Origin of the sequence: Parolsenella catena (assembly GCF_003966955.1) — a bacterium.
GTDB lineage: Bacteria > Actinomycetota > Coriobacteriia > Coriobacteriales > Atopobiaceae > Parolsenella > Parolsenella catena.
Genome location: NZ_AP019367.1, coordinates 366,829 through 381,738, shown reverse-complemented (window position 1 = coordinate 381,738; position 14,910 = coordinate 366,829). Strand labels below are relative to the sequence as shown.

Below are 14,910 nucleotides of genomic sequence, written 5' to 3'. Positions count from 1 at the left end.
ATGCACGCAACTTGCTTATATTAGCCCTTTTCTCGCATGGCGCACGCGCAAAGGTCTCCCAAAGGCGTCAGAGACTTTTGGGACGCCTCGCGGGCGGCTACGCCACGTGGCCCACCTGCGGGCGCTGGGCACGATGCGCCACGACGAGCACCACGATGCCGGCCACGACGAGCGGCGCGCTCAGCAGCTGGCCCATCGTGATGGGGCCAAGCAGGTAGCCGAGCTGGGCGTCTGGCACGCGCACGAACTCGATGAGGAACCGGAACACGCCGTAGAGCACGAGAAACGTCCCCATGAACGTGCCTTGCGGACGCGCCGGGCGCCTGCGGCTCATCCACAGCAGCACGGCAAAGATGACGAGGCCCTCGAGCACGGCCTCGTACAGCTGGCTGGGGTGACGCGCCACGCCGCCGCCCGTCTCGAACACCACGCCCCACGGAAGGCTCGTGGGCTTGCCCCACAGCTCGCCGTTCACGAAGTTGGCGCAGCGGCCAAAGAACAGGCCGAGCGGGGCGCCGATGACGCCCAGGTCGCAGAAGGTCGCGATGGAGATGTGGCAGGCGCGGCACATGATGGCCCCGCCCACGACGGCGCCCACGAGGCCGCCGTGAAAGCTCATGCCGCCCTCGCCGAGCGCAAAGACCTTGAGAGGGTTCGCGAGGTAATAGCCATCACCATAGAACACGACGTAGAACAGCCGGGCGCCGATGATGATGCCCCAGGCGATGCCCACGACGACGTTCGTGACGTCCTCGGCGGAAAGGTCAAGGCCCCAGCGCCTGGCCACGCGGTACGCCACGACGCCCGCGAGCACGAAGCCGACGAGATAGGCGAGGGCATACCAGTGGACCTGCAGCGGGCCCAGGGTGAAGGCGATGGGATTGAGGCTGTGGTAGAGCTCGTTGAGCATCTCGTACCCTTCCTGCCGCGACGCGGCCACGTGGGCGTCTGCGACGATTGCGAGGCGGCACATGATGGGACCCGTCGCAAGGACGGGTCCTGGGCTAGCGCGTGAGGGTGTGGGCCGCCGCGGCGCCGCGCTGGCCCTGGTAGTGACTGCCGAGACCCGCCGAGCCGTACGGTCGCTCGGCCGGGCTCGACATGCGCTCGAACGACATCTGACCGATGCGCATGCCCGGATGCAAAACGATGGGCAGCGTGGCGACGTTGGAGAGCTCGAGGGTGATCTCGCCGTCCCAGCCCGGGTCGACGTAGCCGGCCGTGGAGTGGATCATGAGACCGAGACGGCCGAGCGTGGACTTGCCCTCGAGCTTGCCGAGGATGTCGTCGGGCACGGCGATGCGCTCGAGCGTGGTCCCGAGCACGAACTGGCCCGGGTGCAGGACGAACTGGCCGCCCTCGGGCACCTCGATGGCCTCCGTGAGCTCGGGCTGGTCGGTCGTGGGGTCGATGAACGTGTGCGTGGAGTTGCGGAAGATCCTAAAGCTCGAGCCCAGGCGAACGTCCACCGAGGCCGGCTGGACGTCTGCCAGGTCGAGCGGCTCGACGACGATGCGGCCCTGCGCGAGCTCGAGCTTGATGTCGCGGTCGGACAGCACCATCTACATCACCGCCTTGACGCGCGTGACGCCCGGGACGTTGTCCTTGAGGACGCGCTCGATGCCCTGCGACAGCGTCACGTCGGAAAGCGAGCAACCGGCGCACGCACCCGTGAGCTCGAGCGACACGACGCCGTTCTCGTCAACGCCCACGAGCTCGCAGTCGCCGCCGTCGGCCTGAAGGCTCGGGCGCACGGCATCGAGCACGACCCTGAGAAGCTCTACGTCTACCGCCATGGTCCCTCCCGTCCGGGCGCCTGGGCGCCCAAGAGTCTGCAGCTAGTACATCACCGGGCGCACCGCGGTGACGCCGGGGACGTGCTCCTTGATGATGGTGTCGATCCCCTCGGAGATGTCGGAGGAGGCGAACATGCAGGCGGCGCAGGCCCCCGTCATCTCGATGGTCACGACACCCGTCTCGTCGTCGACGCCGATGAGCTCGACGTCTCCGCCGTCCGCCTGGAAGCTCGGGCGGATGGCGTCGAGCACGTCCTCGAGCAGGCGGTGGTCGATCTTGGCGGTCTTGCTGTCCTCGGCCTTGGCCTCGGGCGCGGTGGTGTTCTCGACGTCTGCCATGTCTATCCCCTCTCCCCGGCGCGCGGCCGGGTGTCTCGTCATGTTCGTTCGGCCGCGAGAGGCGGCGCGGGCGGCCGAGCGCGCGGCCGCGCAGTCTTGATGCTACCCGATTCCCCAGAAGAGGTGACCGCTCGAGGCGTGGCGCTCGCGCTCGGCCGGCTTGCGACCGGCGGCCACCGCCGCAATCGCGCGCACGAGGCGCTCGACGGCAGCCGACGCCTCGGAGGCGTCCAGCAGCGTCGCGTCAACGGCCAGGCGGGATACGCCGGCGGACATGAGCTCCCCCACCTGCGGCGTCAGGTCGAGCGGCACGGCGTCGTAGATGCGCGAGCGGGCGTGCAGGTCCGTGCGCACGGGCAGCAGGCGACCATCGCGGTCGCGCAGCGACAGGCGACGGCGACGCAGCCCGCAGCGGGCGCAGTCGTGGACGCAGGCGTCGGCGACCTTGAGCACGCAATGCTCGCTCGTCATGACGCGCGGCCTGCCGGAGACGACGAGGCCCGCAGCAACGGTTGCACGCGATGCCAGGTGGCAGACCTCCTCGAGCGTGAGCTCGGGCGACAGCCACACCCCCGCGGCGCCGGCAGACTCGAGCACGGCGAGGCACGCCTCGTTGTGGACGGGGATGCAGCCGCGCACCTCGGCCAGCGCACCGCGCTCGACGGCAAGCGCGAGTTCGGAGACGTTGCCGACGGCCACCGGAGCGCCGGCCTCGACCCAACGGTCAAGGCGCTCGTGGTCCGGCTCGCGGCACACCTCGTCCAGGACGGGAACGGCACCGGCCGGCCAGCCGTCGAGCATGGAGAGGTCGTCCGTCTGGGCGTAGACGCGCGTGGCGCCGGCCTCGATGGCGGCCTCGGCGACCTCGGGCGTCGGCGCGATGACGCACACCTCGGCTGAGCGGGGCGGACACGGCCTGGACGCCGGCGCGGCCACGAGAGACGAGGCGATGCGCGCCGAGGACTCCCGCGGCACGGGGGCAAGCGCGACGGCTCGCTCAGCATACGGCGCCAGGATGGCCCGCTCGAGCGCCTCGCACGCGGCGGCGCGCACCTTGTGGACGGCCGAGAAGCCCATGCCACAGCCCTCGTCGAGCTCCACGTCGAAGCCGCGCGGCTCAAAGGGCGTGGAGCCCATGCGGCCCACATGCTCCACGAGGTCCTCGGCGCTCACGGCCTTCGTTCGCGCGGGCTCGACGACAAAGCCGCTCGCCTGGGCTCGGGGCATCGAGCCGTCCGGCAGCGCCGGGCCGTCGACGCAGGCAAGCTCCACGGAAAACGGCTCCCCCGTCCGCGCGACGATGCGGACGTCGACCTTGCGGCGGCGACAGACCTCGCGCGCGAGCGCGGCGGCGCTGCCGTCGTGGGCGGCCTTGCTGCGGATGACGCGCACAGGACAGCCCTTGGGCATGGGGCGGGCAACGCGGCACTCGACGGTGCCGCCGGCGGGGACGTCGGCGGGAACGGTCGCGGTGAGGAAGGCGTCCGGGTTGTCGACGGGGCGCAGCTCGAGCAGGTCTCCGGCCCCCACGGGCTCGTCCACGCGAACGGTGACGGTGCAGCGCGCACTGCGCTTGTCCTGGCGCGGGTCCTTGTGGAGGTTGCCCTTGCCGTCACGCCGCTGGACCTGGCCGCCCGAGCTCGAGAGGACCTCGCCCACGAGCTCGCCGCGGTTGTTGGAGCGCTCGTAGCTCATCATCTCGTCATCGGCGCTTCCACGCAGGTAGGCGTCGGTGAAGTCGCGGTTGAACGCGCGCTTGAGGCGGCGTGCGACCTCGGCGGGCACCGGCGTTGAGCCGAGCTCGGCCGAGGACGCCTCGGGGTGCGCCAGCACGGAGTCGATCTGCTCGCGGTAGGCGCCGACGACGCTCCACACGTAGTCGGGTGCCTTCATGCGGCCCTCGACCTTGAGAGAGCCCACGCCGGCTGCCATGAGCGCGGACACGTCGGAGGCGGTGCAGGCGTCCTTGGGACACAGCGGACGCGTGCGGCCCGGGGCAGAGACGCTGCGACCGCTCTCGTCAACGAGGTCGTAGAGCAGGCGGCACGGTTGGGCGCACAGGCCGCGGTTGGCGCTGCGGCCACCGACCATGCTCGACATCAGGCACACGCCCGAGTAGCAGTAGCACAGGGCGCCATGGCCAAAGACCTCGAGCTCGACGCCCTCCTTGGCGATGTGCCCGATCTCGGCGAGCGACAGCTCGCGCGACAGCGTCACGCGGTGCGCCCCGCGCTCGCGCGCCCAGCGCACGCCGCGGGCGTCGTGGACGTTCGCCTGGGTCGAGACGTGCAGCTCGAGCTCGGGCCACGTGCGCCGGATGGCCTCGAACAGGCCCCAGTCCTGGATGATGAACGCATCGGCGCCACGAAGCGCCGCCGAGCGCACGAGCGCGAGCGCCCGGTCCATCTCCTCGTCGCGAACGACGACGTTGATGGTCACGTACACGCGCGTGCCCGCGAGGTGCGCGGCACGGCACGCGCGCTCGAAGGCGTCATAGGTAAAGTTGTTCGCACCGCGACGGGCATTGAAGTCGTTGCCCACGCCGCAGTAAATGGCATCCGCCCCTGCGGCCAGCGCCGCACGGAACGGCTCCTCGCCGCCGGCCGGCGCCAGAAGCTCCATCGTCATCAAGTCCTCCATCTGCCGATGTAACCTGATAACAATAGCGCAGCAAGGTGCGGTGGTGCAGATGTACTGGACCGTTCAGCCAACGCCAATTGTCACAAAACCAATCATGTGTGCGATATAGCCACGCTTCTGCAAGCCAAGGACCGCCATTCCACCCAGCAAAGGCTTGTTATTAAATTTAGGGATAGCTTAATTGCCACCATTTGGCCAATAATCTGTTCTGCGACGCCACCTCAGCGCACACATGATTGTTTTTGTGACAAAAAGACGATCAGGAGCTTCTCAGACGCTATGAAAAGGAGCGCAATCCGGGCACCAGTCGAGAGCGCAATAGCCTCTGTCGCTCGTAGAACGCAGCAGATGGCCTGAAGCGATGGCCAAGGGCCCTGAGAAGCGAGTCCTCAAGAAGAGCAAATAGGTTGTCATCGCACAGGTCCTCGTGCCAAACGTTGAGAATCGTCCAGCCGCGGCCGGCAATCTCGTTCTGGCGACGATCATCACGGCCGCTCTGCTCTATTGCATGATACTGTTTTCCCTTGTACTCAAGGCCAACCCTATCTCCGGGAAACGCCAGGTCCATGAGCCGGTTTGTACCAGATATCGCATAGTTCATGCGGGCTCCCTTGAGCCCGATGCCGCCAAGCTTTTGAGGAAGTACGAAAAGCATCGCAAGCGCCGTCTCCATGGGCGAGTGAGACGAGTCAAGCACGTAGGGAAGCATCGAATTGATTCTCGCAACGCCCTTCGAGCCCTTGAGCGAGCGAGCAGCCGCACCGATGCGGCTCACCGTCGTGGCCGAGACCTCGTTGTTGACGAAGCCCTGCCAGGAGTTGGGGTCTTGGTCAAGCAGATAGGTCCCGCACAGCTCGAAGGCAAGCTTCGCCACATCCACGAGATCATAGTCGCCGCGAGCGGCAAGCTGGCAGAGCGTAAGCTCGGGACCCGTCACGAGCACGTTGGGCGCAACGCGGATGAGCGATCCCCTGGGCAGAGCGGCACGTCGGCGGTGACGCGCCACGCCGGGACGCCCGTGCGTCGAGACACCGTCCGGCACCAGAAGGTGAACGGGCCTCGTGCGCAGGCCAAGCCCCACCACGAGGTCGTCCAGCTCAACGCCGCCGGGCACGCCGCAACCCTCAAGCCGCGACGCGCGCGGACGGTCGAGCAGCTCCGGCAGGAGCGTACCGCTCGAGCGGACGTGCTCAAGCGCCGATATGTCGCACAGGCAGATGTCCATGTGGGAAGGCTAGCGCGCCCGCACCGCTGGCGCCGGGAGACTCGCGGGAAAGTCCCACACCGTCAAACGCAAACCTTGCAGAAATCCAACAGGATTTGCCAGGTTTGGCGCGCAATCGTCCAAAGCCCATGTTGATAACCAGCAAAATGGCAGCTAGCGGGCCCAACAAAAAGCGTCCCGCGAGCACGAGGCCCACGGGACGCCAGAGAGACAACGAGTGAAGCGACCCCTACGCGAGACGGGCGAAGTGGCGCTTGCCCACCTGGAGGATGGCGCCCTTCTTCACGAGGGCAGGGTCGACGTTGTAGCTCTTGGCCGGCAGGGCCTCGCCGTCGATGCGCACGCCGCCGCCGTCGATGTCGCGGCGAGCCTGGCTCGCGGAGCTGGAGAGACCAGCGGCAACAAGCACGCGCGGCAGGTAGACGAGCCCGTCGTCGCCAACCTCAACCTCGACGGAAACCTCGTCGATCTGCTCGGGCATCTCGCGCTTGGAGTGCACGCGCGTGAACTCGGCAGCAGCCTCCTCGCCCGCACCGGCACCGTGGTACAGGTCGCAGATGTTGGCGGCCAGGGCGCGCTTGAGCTCGTAGGGGTCGGCGGAGCCGTCGGCGAGCGCGGCGTCGATCTTGTCGACCTCATCGACCGACAGGGTGCTCGCAAGGCGGTAGTACTTGCCGATCATGGTGTCGGGAATGCTCATGAGCTTGCCGTACATGTCGGCGGGCTCGTCGGTGAGGCCCACGTAGTTGCCATAGCTCTTCGACATCTTGCGGACGCCATCCGTGCCCTCGAGCAGCGGCATCGTGAGCGCGATCTGCGGCTCCATGCCCATCTTCTCCATGAGCTCGCGGCCGGCAAGCAGGTTGAACAGCTGGTCGGTGCCGCCCATCTCGACGTCCGCCTTGATCTGGACGGAGTCGTACGCCTGCATGACGGGGTAGAGGAACTCGTGCAGCGCGATGGGCGTCTGCGACTGGTAGCGCTTCGTGAAGTCGTCGCGCTCCAGGATGCGAGCCACCGTGAACTTGCTGCAGAGCTCGAGCATGCCCTTGAGGTCGAGCGAGAGGATCCAGTCTCCGTTGTGAACGACGTTGGTCTTCTCGGGGTCGAGGATCTTCATGGCCTGGCTGACGTAGGTCTCCGCGTTGGCCTCGATCTGCTCCTGCGAGAGCTGCGGGCGCGTGGAGTTCTTGCCGGACGGGTCGCCGATGAGGGCGGTGCCGTTGCCGATGATGAGCGTCACCTGGTGGCCGAGGTCCTGGAACTGGCGCATCTTGCGCAGGGGCACGGCGTGGCCGAGGTGCAGGTCGGGGCTGGTGGGGTCAACGCCAAGCTTGATGTTGAGCGGCACGCCACGCTCGAGCTTCTTGCGAAGCTCGGCCTCGGGCACGATCTGGGCGGCGCCAGAGGCGATGACCTTCATCTGTTCGTCGACTGAGAGCACGGTTCCTCCAATATGCGGCTAGCACCCTCGCTCGCAACCGCGAGCGGTGCTTGGTTTACGAGCCTCCCGACGGTGCGGGAACAAACGGTTAGTGTAGCGCAACGCTGCGGAAAGGCCCGCCGAGGCAAGCGGAATGACCGCAATGGCAAACGGCAGGACGTAGACGGCCTTTGCCTCCCACAGCAGGTAGCACCCAAAGCCCGTGAAGAACACGGCCGCGAGAAGCAGCGCGGTCGCGCGAGACGCGCGTACCTCGAGCGGCGCCGGCCCGTCCTGGCCGTCCCCCCATCGCCGACACGCAAGCACGAGAAGGCCAAGCGCGGCGGCAAACGTCACGGTCTGATAGCCGTCGAGCAGGTTCGTGAGCCTCGCGCACGCGATGCCCAGCGACGCGGACTCGTCGGCGGGGTTCACGCGCGCGCCGGCGGCGTTGCCGCACATGGACAGGTAGTACAGGGACTGGTAGGTTGGGTCGGCCCACTCGGTCGCGAGCTTCACGGCAAAGAAGCGCGCCGCAGAGAGCGGGTGGCTCGCAAAGCCGAGCACGTCGGCGGCAAGCTCGTGGGTGGCAACCTCGTTCTGCACGTCGGCGTTCTCGCCCGAGGCCTGCCACACGGCGTTGGCGTGGTTGGACCAGCCGCCGGGCGCGTACTCGTAGACGCCCCCGTCAACGCTCACGTAGAACTCGCCCGCGCCCATGCGCAGCCCGAGCTCGATGTGGTTGAGCGTGGTGAGCGGCTCGCCAAACTCGTAGCCGCCCGAGGCCGCCCGCAGCGCCGAGAACGGCAGGCCCGACAGCGCGTGCGCGCACGCCACGACGGCAACGCAGCCCACGAGCCCCCACGCCCGCCCGCGGCACAGCGCCACGACGAGCCACGCGAGAACGGCCCCGATCGCAAACAGCACGAACGTCGCCTTCACGCACAGCGCCAGCGCAAGCGGCACGAGCGAGCCGGCGCACCACCCGGCGGCAGCGCGCCCGCGCTCGCCCATCGCCCGCGCCTGCATCGCGAGAAACGCCAGCGCAAGGCCGCAGCCCATGGCGTTTCCGTACAGAAACGTCGACAGCCAGTACATGGGCAGGCACAGGGCAACGAGCACCCACGCCACGCGGCGGGCACCGGCAGAGCTCGTGAGGCTTCCCACGAGCGACATGAGCGCCCAGACGCCCAGCGACGTCGAAAGCGCGGACAGCACCTGGAACGCCATGAACGCGAGGTCGCCAAAGGCGAGGCGCAAGCCGTAGAGAAGCCAGAAGAACGTCGCCTGGAACGGATAGCACGAGAAGTACAGGCGCGCGTCGTAGAACAGCGTGCGATACGGGCCGCGGAACAGGGAGGTCACGCCGCCCGCCAGGGCCTTGTCCACAAAGTCGGAGACCATCCACGAGTCTCCCCAGTAGGTGTCGCGCGCCTGCAGCGCGAGGATGACGAGGAGCTGAAACAGAAGCGTCCCCACCACGAGCGCCCGCGTCGCGGATGGCCCGTCGAGCATGCGGCCACAGCTCCGCGCCAAACGACACAGTGCCAGGACAACGATCGCGCCCACGAGGCCAAGCGCGAGGTCCAGGCGCGTGTCCGCGCCAAGCCACGTGCGGATCGACATGCTCTGCGTAAGGTTTCCGTCGTCGGCGCCGACCATGAGCCACACGGTCGAGAGACACACGACAAGCACGACGACGCCGAGGCAGCACGCGCTCATCGCAAGCCCCACGCGCGCGAGGGCCGCACCTACCCTGCCGGCCCCGCCGAGGCGTCCCTCGCCACCTGCGCGCCCAACGCCCGTCTGACCGGCGGCAACGCACTCGAGGTCCCCGGCCCTCAAGCTACGACGCATCGGAGGCCGCCGTCCCAAGGCCCGTGCCCACCGCGGCATGGTAGCCCACGATGGACTCCTTGCCATACCACTGGCACAGGCGATAGTTGATGTAGTTGTCCATGTTGTCGCGAATGTCTCCCATGAGCAGCACGTGGGGGACGTCGGTGTAGTAGGGAACGCGCAGGCTGTCCTCGTCCGAGGACTCGATGTAGTCAAGGCGCTCCCACACCTGCTCGCCATAGGCAGCCGCCTGGCCCGAGGCAAGCGAGCGAGCCGCCGAGACGCTCGAGAGGTCCTCGCCCAGGTCCTTGTCCGCGGCCATGGACCCCACGACGCACCCGAGGACCACGACGGCGAGTGCCATCGCCCACGCGAGCGCGACGCCGCTCATGACCTGCGTACGCGCGGCGCCCATGCCCGCGGCGCGACGCCTGGCGGCCAGCCACCCGCACACCCAGAACACGTCAACGACCACGAGCACAACGAACAGGTCGAAGCGGCAGTTCTGCACGCGGCCCGGCCCAACCGAGCCCTGCGCCCAGAACGTGGGCGTGAAGCTCGTGGCAAACAGGGCGATGGAGGCGGCCACGACGAGCGCAGGCCACCTGAACGTCCAGCCGCGGGCCGCGGCGCGCTCGCACGCGCGAACGGCAATGGGCACGCTCACGGCGGCCAGGATCACCACCAGGCCGCTCGACCACTGCTGGAGATACTGGAACGCCGCGACCGAGGACTGCAGGACCGTCTGCGCCACGCCAAGACCGTCGTCGGGAAACTGCGTCTGCTGGCGCACCTCGTTGCCCGGCGCGGCAAGCGACAGCGCAAGCCCGAGCACCATGAGGGCAAACGCGGGCAGGACATCAGTGGCGCAGCGCCTGCCCTGGTAGATGAGCACGGCGAGAACGACGACCATGACCTCGGCGGTCACGAGCGCCGTCACGAAGTTGCCCCCGGCGACGAACGCCGCGAGCACGCACGACGCCACCATGGCGCCGACGGGGCGGCTCGTGCGGCGCGGGTCGCACACGCGCAGCACGCAGCCAACGAGCGCGAGGGCCGCGGCGTGATAGGTGGTGTAGTACACGGCGCTGTTGAACCAGAAGATGCCCTCGACGGGGCTTGGCTGCAGCAGCAGCTGAACGGCGACGACGAGGCACGACAGCCCGATCCACGAGCCGCGGTCCGCACCCATGAGCTCGACGAGCACGACATGGGAGAAGAACAGCGTCCCCGCCACGAGCGAGGCCATGACGAGCGGGGCGGCGATGACGTAGCACTGCTCGCCGAACACGCTCGGCTCGATGGCCATGAGAAAGATCGCCGAGTAGGTGCCCTGCCAGTCGAACCAGGCCTTCCCCACCTGCTGAAGGGCCGTGACGATGGCCACGCCAACGTTGCCCGTCTGCTGCAGCGCCAGGTGGGCCCACACGCCATAGTGCCAGTCGTCTGCGTAGGAGTGGTTGTAGGCGCTGATGAGCAGAAGCGGCACGAGGACGGCGACGAGCACGGCCGCCCCCATCGCACCCACCGCCACGCTCGTGCGCCTCTCGGTTATCGTCCTGTCCGACGCCATGCGCCCCTCCCTCGCTTTGCACTCGCACAAGTCTATGACACGCACCGGACAAATTTGGCGCGCCCCACGCAACGCCCACGGACGCCCCTCTCGCGTCGGCCTACCGCGAGTGGCAAAATCAGCGGCCCCGGATCCGCCCCCAAGGCATGTGGACGCGGCGTTGACTCCAACGCGCGCGCATCCCACGAGGGTTTTTGACGGATAATGGAACAGTCTATGTATCCGCATTGGAGGGTTTGCATGGGAATTCGCAACCGACGCGCTCGCGCCCACGCCAAGACGCACATCATCGGCTTCTCGCTTGCCGGCGTCATGGGCTTCCTCGCGCTGCTGGCCATCGCCGTTGCCGTGTCGCTCGGCGCCGTCGTGGAGTCGTGGCTGCAGGACCTGCCCGACTACACCTCGGCAGACGCCTACCTCGTGGCCGAGCCGAGCGAGGTCTACGATGCGGACGGCAACACCATCGCAACGTTCTACCTCGAGAACCGCCGCTCCATCTCGCAGGACGAGGTCTCGCCCTACGTGTGGAAGGGAACGGTGGACGTCGAGGACGAGCGCTTCTACAGCCACAACGGCATAGACCCGGCAGGCATCATCCGCGCCGTGTTCTCGCAGCTCGCGGGCCGCTCGGAGGGTGCCTCGACCATCACCCAGCAGCTCGTGCGCAACACGGTGCTCTCCGACGAGCAGTTCGACAAGACCATCAGGCGCAAGGTGCGCGAGGCCTACATCGCCGTCGAGATGGAGAAGATGTACTCCAAGGACCAGATCCTGCTCATGTACCTCAACACCATCTACTACGGCCACGGCGCCTACGGCATCGAGGCGGCGAGCCTCACGTACTTCAACAAGCACGCGAGCGAGCTCACGCTCGCCGAGGCCGCCACGCTCATCGGCCTGCCCAACTCGCCGTCCTACTACGACCCCACGCAGAACCCCGACGCCGCCAAGGAGCGTCGCAACAAGGTGCTTGACAACATGCTGCGCCTCGGCGACATCACGCAGGAGGAGCACGACGCGGCGCAGGCCGAGGACCTCGTGCTCAACCTCGGCGACACGAGCATGGACCAGCAGGGCACCTACCCGTTCTGGACCAACTACGTCAAGGGCCTGCTCGAGGGCGACTTCTCCCAGGACACGATCGTGCAGAGCGGCCTGAAGGTCTACACGACGCTCGACCCCACCACCCAGAACGCCGCGCAGGACGCCGTGACGCGCATGCTTGACGAGACCGGCGACTCCAAGCTCGAGAGCGCCCTGGTGGCCATCGACCCCACCACCGGCTACATCAAGGCCATGGTCGGTGGCAAGGACTTCTACGCAGACTCGGACAGCGCCCAGGTGAACGCCGCGAGCAACGCGTTCAAGCAGACGGGCTCGAGCTTCAAGATGTTCACGCTCGTCACGGCGCTCAAGCAGGGCATGAACCCCAACATCATGCTCAACTGCAACTCCCCCATCCAGGTCACCAACTCCTGGAAGGTCCAGAACTTCGCCAACACGTCCTACGGTACGATCTCGCTCGCGGACGCCACGGCAAAGTCCTCGAACACCGGCTACGTCCAGGTGGGCATGGCCGTGGGCGTGGACAACGTAGTCCAGACCGCCAAGGACATGGGCGTCTCGTCTGACCTGCAGCCCTATGGCTCCACAATCCTTGGCGCCAACCTCACCTCCCCGCTCGAGATGGCCGAGGCCTACGCATGCCTCGCCAACGGAGGCGAGCACCGTGACCCGGTTGCCATCACCAAGATCGAGGACCGCAACGGCAACACCGTCTACGAGCACAAGGACAGCCCCACGCGCGTGCTCGACGAGGGCGTGGCCAAGGCGGCCACCGAGGTGCTCGAGGGCGTCGTCACCAACGGCACGGCCAGCGCCATGAACTCCATGCTCACGATCAACCAGCCCGTCGCCGGCAAGACCGGCACCACGGACAACACCGAGAACCTCTGGTTCTGCGGCTACACCCCGCAGCTGTCCGTCGCCATCTGGACGGGCTACAAGAGCTCGGACTCCAGCACCGGCAAGCACCCAGCCGAGACGTCCAACAGGGCCTTCGCCTACTTCGTGAACACGGTGCTCGCCGACACCCCACGTGCGGACTGGCCCATGGCCAACGCCGCGAACCCCACCTACAAGGAGAACAGCACCTGGAAGTTCTCCAACACCGCGTCCTCCGCAAATGACGGCACGGCCGCCACGACCGAGGCCACGACCGAGGAGGCCGCGGCCGAGAACACCGAGAGCGAGCAGACCACCACGGGCACCGGCGGCGACGGCGGTACCGCGGGCGGCGACGGCGGCACCACGCCGACCCCGACCCCAACCCCGACACCCACGCCCGAGCCCGAACCCACCCCCGACCCAACGCCCACGCCAGGCGGAGACGCAGGCACCACGGAGTAGCGCCTGCGGCAGCACAAGGCCCCGTCCCTCGCACGAGGGACGGGGCCTTTCTCATGACGAAATGACTGGGCCAGCGCTGGGACCGGGGTTGGTGGCGAGGCGACACGCAGCCGCCACGTCTCGCCACCCGGAAGGCGCCGTGGCTATTCGCCCAGCGCGGCCTCGTCGGCCTCGAGGGCCTCGGTCGCCAGCTTGAGCTGGGCGCGCACGGCCTCGTGGCCCGTGCCACCAAACGTGGTGCGGCGACGCACGATGCTGTCGATGTCGAGCGCCTCATGGGCGTCGTCGTCGAACAGCTCGGAGTAGCTGCGAAGCTCGTCGGTGCTGAGCTGCTGGAGCGTCACGCCCTCGCGCACGCAGTCGCCCACGATGCGGCCCACCACGGCATGTGCCTGGCGGAACGGCAGGCCCTTGCCCACGAGGTAGTCAGCCAGGTCCGTGGCCGCCATGTAGCCCTCGTGGGAGGCCTCGCGCATGCGCTCCTCCTTGAACGTGCAGGTGGCGAGCATGCCCGTGCAGGCCATGAGCGAGCCAAGCACCGTGTCGGCGGCGTCGAACAGCGGCTCCTTGTCCTCCTGGAGGTCCTTGTCGTAGGTGAGCGGCGTGCCCTTCACCGTGACGAGCAGGCTCGTGAGGTCGCCGACGACGCGCCCGGACTTTCCGCGCACGAGCTCGGCGAAGTCGGGGTTCTTCTTCTGCGGCATGATCGAGGAACCGGTGGAGTGGGCGTCATCCATCTCCACGAAGCCAAACTCGGCGGAGCTCCACCACACGAGCTCCTCGCACAGCCGGGACAGGTGCACCTGGCACACGCTGCAGGCGTAGATGAGGTCGAGAAGGTAGTCGCGGTCGCTCACGGAGTCCATGGAGTTGGCCGTGGGGCCCGAGAAGCCCAGGGCCTCGGCCGTCATGTGGCGGTCGAGCGGGTAGGTGGTGCCGGCGAGCGCCGCGGCGCCCAGCGGGCAGACGTTCGCGGCCTCGCGCGCGGCGGACACGCGACGGAAGTCCCTGTTGAACATCCAGAAGTAGGCGAGCAGGTGGTGGCTCAGCAGCACCGGCTGGGCGGGCTGCATGTGCGTGTAGCCCGGCATGACGACGCCGAACTCGCCCTGGGCACGGTCGAGCAGCACGGCCTCGAGCTTGGCGAGCGAGGCGAGGATCTCGTCGGCGAGGTCGCGTGCGATGAGGTGCGTGTCCACGGCCGTCTGGTCGTTGCGGGAGCGGCCCGTGTGGAGGCGCCCGCCGGCAGGTCCGATGTTCTCGGTCAGGACGCGCTCGATGGCCATGTGGATGTCCTCGTCGCGGTCGACGTCGAACGTGAACTCGCCGCGCTCGATCTGGCCGGCGATGTCGTCGAGGCCGGCGCGGATGGCGTCGGCGTCCTGCTGCGAGATGACGCCCTGGTGGGCGAGCATGGCGGCGTGGGCCTTGGAGCCGCGGATGTCCTGGCGCCACATGCGCTTGTCAAACGGCAGCGAGGCGCCGAAGCGCTCGAGCTCGCCGGTGGGGGCGGCGGAGAAGCGGCCTGCCCACAGGGGCTTGGGGGCGTCGGCGGCGGTCTTAGGTGTTGCGTTGTTGTCGCTCATGATCAGTCCTTGCCTGCGCGAAGGGTCGTGTGAGAAAGGCCCGCCCGGCACGCTGGCACCGGGCGGGCAGACGTTCTGGC

At 67.9% G+C, this 14,910-nt stretch carries 11 protein-coding genes; 1 reads left to right on the top strand and 10 read right to left on the bottom strand.

Annotated elements, in window-relative coordinates; translation table 11 throughout:
• Positions 1 to 97: 97 nt before the first annotated feature.
• The 9 genes from lgt to Pcatena_RS08085 all read right to left on the bottom strand — a co-directional run bounded on the left by lgt (position 98) and on the right by Pcatena_RS08085 (position 10,835).
• Entirely contained in the window at positions 98 to 910 is an 813-nt protein-coding gene (gene lgt, locus Pcatena_RS01740; RefSeq protein ID WP_126423307.1) for a prolipoprotein diacylglyceryl transferase, read from the bottom strand.
• 94 nt (positions 911 to 1,004) lie between these two features.
• The gene (gene dcd, locus Pcatena_RS01735; protein WP_126421074.1) at positions 1,005 to 1,562 is read right to left on the bottom strand and encodes a dCTP deaminase; all 558 of its coding nucleotides are present in this window, start codon (positions 1,560 to 1,562) and stop codon (positions 1,005 to 1,007) included.
• Positions 1,563 to 1,796: a NifU family protein gene (locus Pcatena_RS01730; RefSeq protein WP_126421072.1), complete on the bottom strand. Its 234-nt coding sequence runs from the start codon at positions 1,794 to 1,796 to the stop codon at positions 1,563 to 1,565.
• Positions 1,797 to 1,838: 42 nt separating this feature from the next.
• Complete coding sequence (locus Pcatena_RS01725; protein WP_126421070.1) at positions 1,839 to 2,135, bottom strand: NifU family protein; 297 nt, start codon at positions 2,133 to 2,135, stop codon at positions 1,839 to 1,841.
• A gap of 102 nt (positions 2,136 to 2,237) precedes the next feature.
• Positions 2,238 to 4,763: a U32 family peptidase gene (locus Pcatena_RS01720; RefSeq protein WP_126421068.1), complete on the bottom strand. Its 2,526-nt coding sequence runs from the start codon at positions 4,761 to 4,763 to the stop codon at positions 2,238 to 2,240.
• A 289-nt stretch (positions 4,764 to 5,052) separates the two neighbouring features.
• Positions 5,053 to 6,000 carry a hypothetical protein gene (locus Pcatena_RS01715; protein WP_126421066.1) on the bottom strand — a complete coding sequence of 316 codons (948 nt, stop codon included), beginning with the start codon at positions 5,998 to 6,000 and terminating at the stop codon, positions 5,053 to 5,055.
• 229 nt (positions 6,001 to 6,229) lie between these two features.
• Positions 6,230 to 7,444 carry a tyrosine--tRNA ligase gene (gene tyrS, locus Pcatena_RS01710; protein WP_172596342.1) on the bottom strand — a complete coding sequence of 405 codons (1,215 nt, stop codon included), beginning with the start codon at positions 7,442 to 7,444 and terminating at the stop codon, positions 6,230 to 6,232.
• Positions 7,445 to 7,462: 18 nt separating this feature from the next.
• On the bottom strand, positions 7,463 to 9,268 hold the full coding sequence (locus Pcatena_RS01705; protein ID WP_126421064.1) for a hypothetical protein: 1,806 nt from the start codon (positions 9,266 to 9,268) through the stop codon (positions 7,463 to 7,465).
• 1 nt (position 9,269) lies between these two features.
• A complete protein-coding gene (locus Pcatena_RS08085) occupies positions 9,270 to 10,835 on the bottom strand; it encodes a DUF6056 family protein (RefSeq protein WP_172596341.1) in 1,566 nt (521 codons plus the stop codon).
• Positions 10,836 to 11,075: 240 nt separating this feature from the next.
• Here Pcatena_RS08085 and Pcatena_RS01695 point away from each other — a divergent pair, with 240 nt between their 5' ends.
• On the top strand, positions 11,076 to 13,244 hold the full coding sequence (locus Pcatena_RS01695) for a transglycosylase domain-containing protein (RefSeq protein ID WP_126421061.1): 2,169 nt from the start codon (positions 11,076 to 11,078) through the stop codon (positions 13,242 to 13,244).
• A gap of 143 nt (positions 13,245 to 13,387) precedes the next feature.
• Here the strand turns inward: Pcatena_RS01695 and argH are convergent, their stop codons facing one another.
• A complete protein-coding gene (gene argH / locus Pcatena_RS01690; RefSeq protein ID WP_126421059.1) occupies positions 13,388 to 14,830 on the bottom strand; it encodes an argininosuccinate lyase in 1,443 nt (480 codons plus the stop codon).
• Between the last annotated feature and the right edge of the window lie 80 nt (positions 14,831 to 14,910).

What these genes read in the sequence shown, in the direction of transcription:
- Pcatena_RS01725 (WP_126421070.1), bottom strand. Translation starts at nt 2,135, where the DNA reads ATGGCAGACGTCGAGAACACCACCGCGCCCGAGGCCAAGGCCGAGGAC.
- argH (WP_126421059.1), bottom strand. Translation starts at nt 14,830, where the DNA reads ATGAGCGACAACAACGCAACACCTAAGACCGCCGCCGACGCCCCCAAG.
- Pcatena_RS01715 (WP_126421066.1), bottom strand. Translation starts at nt 6,000, where the DNA reads ATGGACATCTGCCTGTGCGACATATCGGCGCTTGAGCACGTCCGCTCG.
- lgt (WP_126423307.1), bottom strand. Translation starts at nt 910, where the DNA reads ATGCTCAACGAGCTCTACCACAGCCTCAATCCCATCGCCTTCACCCTG.
- Pcatena_RS08085 (WP_172596341.1), bottom strand. Translation starts at nt 10,835, where the DNA reads ATGGCGTCGGACAGGACGATAACCGAGAGGCGCACGAGCGTGGCGGTG.
- Pcatena_RS01695 (WP_126421061.1), top strand. Translation starts at nt 11,076, where the DNA reads ATGGGAATTCGCAACCGACGCGCTCGCGCCCACGCCAAGACGCACATC.
- dcd (WP_126421074.1), bottom strand. Translation starts at nt 1,562, where the DNA reads ATGGTGCTGTCCGACCGCGACATCAAGCTCGAGCTCGCGCAGGGCCGC.
- Pcatena_RS01730 (WP_126421072.1), bottom strand. Translation starts at nt 1,796, where the DNA reads ATGGCGGTAGACGTAGAGCTTCTCAGGGTCGTGCTCGATGCCGTGCGC.
- Pcatena_RS01720 (WP_126421068.1), bottom strand. Translation starts at nt 4,763, where the DNA reads ATGACGATGGAGCTTCTGGCGCCGGCCGGCGGCGAGGAGCCGTTCCGT.